Genomic DNA, 3,644 nt, shown 5'->3' with positions numbered 1-3,644 from the left:
TCGCGCGAGACGCTGGCGATCCTGCACGATGCCGGCGCCGACGTGACGGTGGTCGAGTATCTGAAGACGCCGCCGTCGCGCGACGAGCTGGCGCGACTCTACGCCCGTGCGGGGATGACGCCGCGCGACGGCCTGCGCATCGGCGAGGACGGCGCCCGCGCGGTGAAGGACGCCAGCGACGATGCAATCCTGGACGCGATGGCCGCCGATCCGATCCTGATCGAGCGCCCGCTGGTCGAGACCGACAAGGGCGTGCGACTTGGCCGGCCGCCGGAGAATATCCGCGAAATCCTTTGAAAATTCCGGCAATTCCGCGCCGCGCCCGGCCGCCGGCCCGGACGCAATATCCACTTGTTCTCAACCGCTTGGTTGCGCTACGGTAGTGGGAGCTATGTCGGAGTTGTAATCGTATGCGCCTTGTCTTTTCCGCCGTCGTCCTCGCGGCCGTTTCGTGCAGCGTCCCCGCCTATGCCGACGACGGCAAATCGGCGGCGACCGCCGACAAGAAAATCTGCCGCCGTGAAGTCGCAACCGGTTCGGTGATGGCGAAGGTGACCTGCCACACCAAGGCGGAATGGGATGCCATTACCGCGCGCGGACAGAATGACCTCGACCGTTCGCAGTCGCAGGCACGGTCGCGCGACATGATCGGATCGACCCGCGAACTCACGAAGTGACCCGGTCGTTTTCACCAACGGGAGGATGACATGAAAGCCTATCTCGCCGCGATCGCCCTGGTATTGGCCGGGGGCACCGCCTCGGCGCAGTCGGTCGAGGTAGGCACCGCCCGTTGGGACCGCTTCCCCGCGCTCCAGGCGAAGCCGAGTCGGCTCGATCACGCGGCGCTGGCGACGACGGTCGAGGCGTTGCTGAAGAACAAGCAATGTACGTTCGCCCACCAGTCCGCGCGGCGGTTCGATATTTCGGTGCCCTATGCCGTCCAGTTCGACGACGGCGGCAAGGTCTCGCGCGTGCTGGTCGCCAACATGGGCTGCACGCCGCTGGAGACGCTGGTCGGCCATGCCGTGCTGGCGCAGGCGGATGCCGGCGACTTCCTCCCCGGCTCCGGCGGCGCCGGCCGCTGGTACGCCGGTTCGCTCAACTTCAACCTGCAATAGCGGGCACGGCGGCGCTCCGGCGGGCAATACGCCCGCCGAAGATCGCCGCTGTGGGGTGACGAACCGCGGACGGCTCGCTAAGGGCCGCCCATGACCCAGATCACGCCCGAGATCGTCGCCGAACACGGCCTCTCCCCCGAGGAATATGAGCGCGTCCTGCACGCGATGGGCCGCGCGCCCAATCTGACCGAGCTGGGCATCTTCAGCGTGATGTGGTCGGAGCACTGCTCGTACAAGTCGAGCCGCATCCACCTGAAGAAGCTGCCGACGACGGGCCCGCAGGTGATCTGCGGCCCCGGCGAGAATGCCGGCGTGGTCGACATCGGCGACGGACAGGCGGCGATCTTCAAGATGGAGAGCCATAACCACCCGAGCTACATCGAGCCCTATCAGGGTGCGGCAACCGGGGTCGGCGGCATCCTGCGCGACGTGTTCACCATGGGCGCGCGGCCGGTCGCCAACATGAACGCGCTGCGATTCGGCCGGCCCGATCATCCCCGGATGCGCCACCTGATCGCCGGCGTGGTCCATGGCATCGGCGGCTATGGCAATTGCGTCGGCGTGCCGACGGTGGGCGGCGAGACCAATTTCCACACCGCCTATGACGGCAACATCCTGGTCAACGCGATGACCGTCGGCGTCGCCAACACCGACAAGATATTCTATTCCGCCGCGTCGGGCGTGGGCAATCCGATCGTCTATGTCGGGTCCAAGACCGGGCGCGACGGCATCCACGGCGCGACGATGGCATCGGCGGACTTCTCCGAGGATTCGGAGGAAAAGCGCCCGACCGTGCAGGTCGGCGACCCCTTCACCGAGAAGCTGCTGATCGAGGCGTGCCTGGAGCTGATGGCCAGCGACGCGATCGTCGCGATCCAGGACATGGGCGCGGCCGGCCTGACCTCCTCCAGCGTCGAGATGGCGTCGAAGGGCGGGGTCGGCATCGAGCTGGTGATGGACGACGTTCCCCAGCGCGAAACCGGCATGACGCCGTACGAGATGATGCTGTCCGAATCGCAGGAACGGATGCTGATGGTGCTCAAGCCCGGCCGCGAGGCCGAGGCGGAGGCGATCTTCCGCAAATGGGAGCTGGATTTCGCGGTGATCGGCCACGTCACCGACACCGGCCGGATGGTGCTGAAATGGCGCGGCGACACCGTCGCCGACATTCCGCTGGGACCGCTGGCGGACGACGCGCCCGCCTATGACCGGCCGTGGGTGCCCACCCCGGCCCGCCCGCCGCTGACCGACGCGCCAGAGACGAGCGACATCGCCGCCGACCTGATCGCGCTGATGGGGTCGCCGGATCTCGCCAGCCGCCGGTGGATCTGGGAACAGTATGACCACATGGTCGGTGCCGACACGGTCCAGCGGCCCGGCGGCGACGCGGCGGTGGTGCGAGTCCACGGCACGCAGAAAGGGCTGGCGATCACCACCGATTGCACCCCGCGCTATTGCTTCGCCGACCCGGTCGAGGGCGGCAAGCAGGCGATCGCGGAGACGTGGCGCAACCTGTCGGCGGTCGGCGCGAAGCCGCTCGCCGCGACCGACTGCATGAACTTCGCCAACCCGCAGCGCCCGGAGATCATGGGCCAGTTCGTCGGCTGTATCGAGGGGATGGCGGAGGCGTGCCGCGCGCTCGACTTCCCGATCGTGTCGGGCAACGTCAGCCTGTACAATGAGAGCAAGGCGACCGGCGGCGGTTCCGCGATCCTGCCGACCCCGGCGATCGGCGGCGTCGGCCTGCTCGCCGACTGGTCGAAATCGGCGACGATCGCGTTCAAGGGCACCGGCGACGTCATCGTCCTGATCGGCGAGCGTCACGGCCATCTCGGCCAATCGCTGTGGCTGCGCGAAATCCACGGCCGCGAGGACGGCCCCCCGCCCCCGGTCGATCTCGACGCGGAGCGCCGCAATGGCGCGTTCGTGCGCCAGTGGATCGGCAGCGGCGCGCTGACCGCGGTCCATGACGTGTCCGACGGCGGGCTGGCGGTCGCGGTGGCGGAGATGGCGCTGGCGGGCGGCGTCGGCGCGCATATCAACGCGCCGCACCCGCTGGGACTGGCCGGCAGCTATTTCGCCGAGGATCAGGGACTGTACGTCGCCACGGTCGACGACATGCACCTCAACGACTTCCTCCACGCCTCGGTGCGCGCGGGCGTGCCGGTCGAGCCGATCGGCAAGACCATCGCGGGACGGCTGATCTTCGAATGCGCTGACAACGACCACGTCGTCCCGCTCGATACGCTGCGCACCGCGCATGAGGGCTTCTTTCCGGCGCTGATGGGCAAGGACGCCGCGCTCGCCTGACGGGTTCGCCGCGTCAATCCGGGTCGGACGGCTCCGAATGCCACGTCAGGGTGGCCAACGGTGGCCGCTCGACCATCCGCCGGGCCAGCGCGCGCAGCGCGGCCTTGCTGTTGATCGCGCAATAGCGGGTCTGAAGGATGTCGAGCGAAGGCCCCTTCCGCACGTTCGCGCGCGGACAGTCGCACTGCAACACGTCGAACCGCTTGAGGAGGCCCG

The 3,644-nt window shown here is 68.2% G+C and carries 4 protein-coding genes and 1 pseudogene; 4 read left to right on the top strand and 1 reads right to left on the bottom strand.

Annotated features, from left to right (window positions below; genetic code table 11):
* The 4 genes from VNR91_RS12550 to purL form a co-directional block, all read left to right on the top strand.
* The coding region (locus VNR91_RS12550) for an ArsC/Spx/MgsR family protein (protein WP_325491112.1) at positions 1–297 on the top strand (297 nt) is incomplete at its 5' end.
* A gap of 113 nt (positions 298–410) precedes the next feature.
* Entirely contained in the window at positions 411–677 is a 267-nt protein-coding gene (locus VNR91_RS12545) for a hypothetical protein (protein ID WP_325491111.1), read from the top strand.
* Positions 678–707: 30 nt separating this feature from the next.
* A complete protein-coding gene (locus tag VNR91_RS12540; protein WP_325491110.1) occupies positions 708–1,118 on the top strand; it encodes a hypothetical protein in 411 nt (136 codons plus the stop codon).
* Positions 1,119–1,208: 90 nt separating this feature from the next.
* Complete coding sequence (purL, locus tag VNR91_RS12535; RefSeq protein WP_325491109.1) at positions 1,209–3,428, top strand: phosphoribosylformylglycinamidine synthase subunit PurL; 2,220 nt, start codon at positions 1,209–1,211, stop codon at positions 3,426–3,428.
* Positions 3,429–3,441: 13 nt separating this feature from the next.
* Here the strand turns inward: purL and VNR91_RS12530 are convergent.
* Positions 3,442–3,644: pseudogene (locus VNR91_RS12530) on the bottom strand (hypothetical protein); the annotation flags it as partial.

The organism is Sphingomonas sp. (assembly GCF_035555815.1).
GTDB lineage: Bacteria > Pseudomonadota > Alphaproteobacteria > Sphingomonadales > Sphingomonadaceae > Sphingomonas.
Note: the sequence above shows the minus strand (reverse complement) of the source record. Positions and strands in the feature narration are given on the sequence as shown.

What these genes read in the sequence shown, in the direction of transcription:
- VNR91_RS12545 (WP_325491111.1), top strand. Translation starts at nt 411, where the DNA reads ATGCGCCTTGTCTTTTCCGCCGTCGTCCTCGCGGCCGTTTCGTGCAGC.
- VNR91_RS12540 (WP_325491110.1), top strand. Translation starts at nt 708, where the DNA reads ATGAAAGCCTATCTCGCCGCGATCGCCCTGGTATTGGCCGGGGGCACC.
- purL (WP_325491109.1), top strand. Translation starts at nt 1,209, where the DNA reads ATGACCCAGATCACGCCCGAGATCGTCGCCGAACACGGCCTCTCCCCC.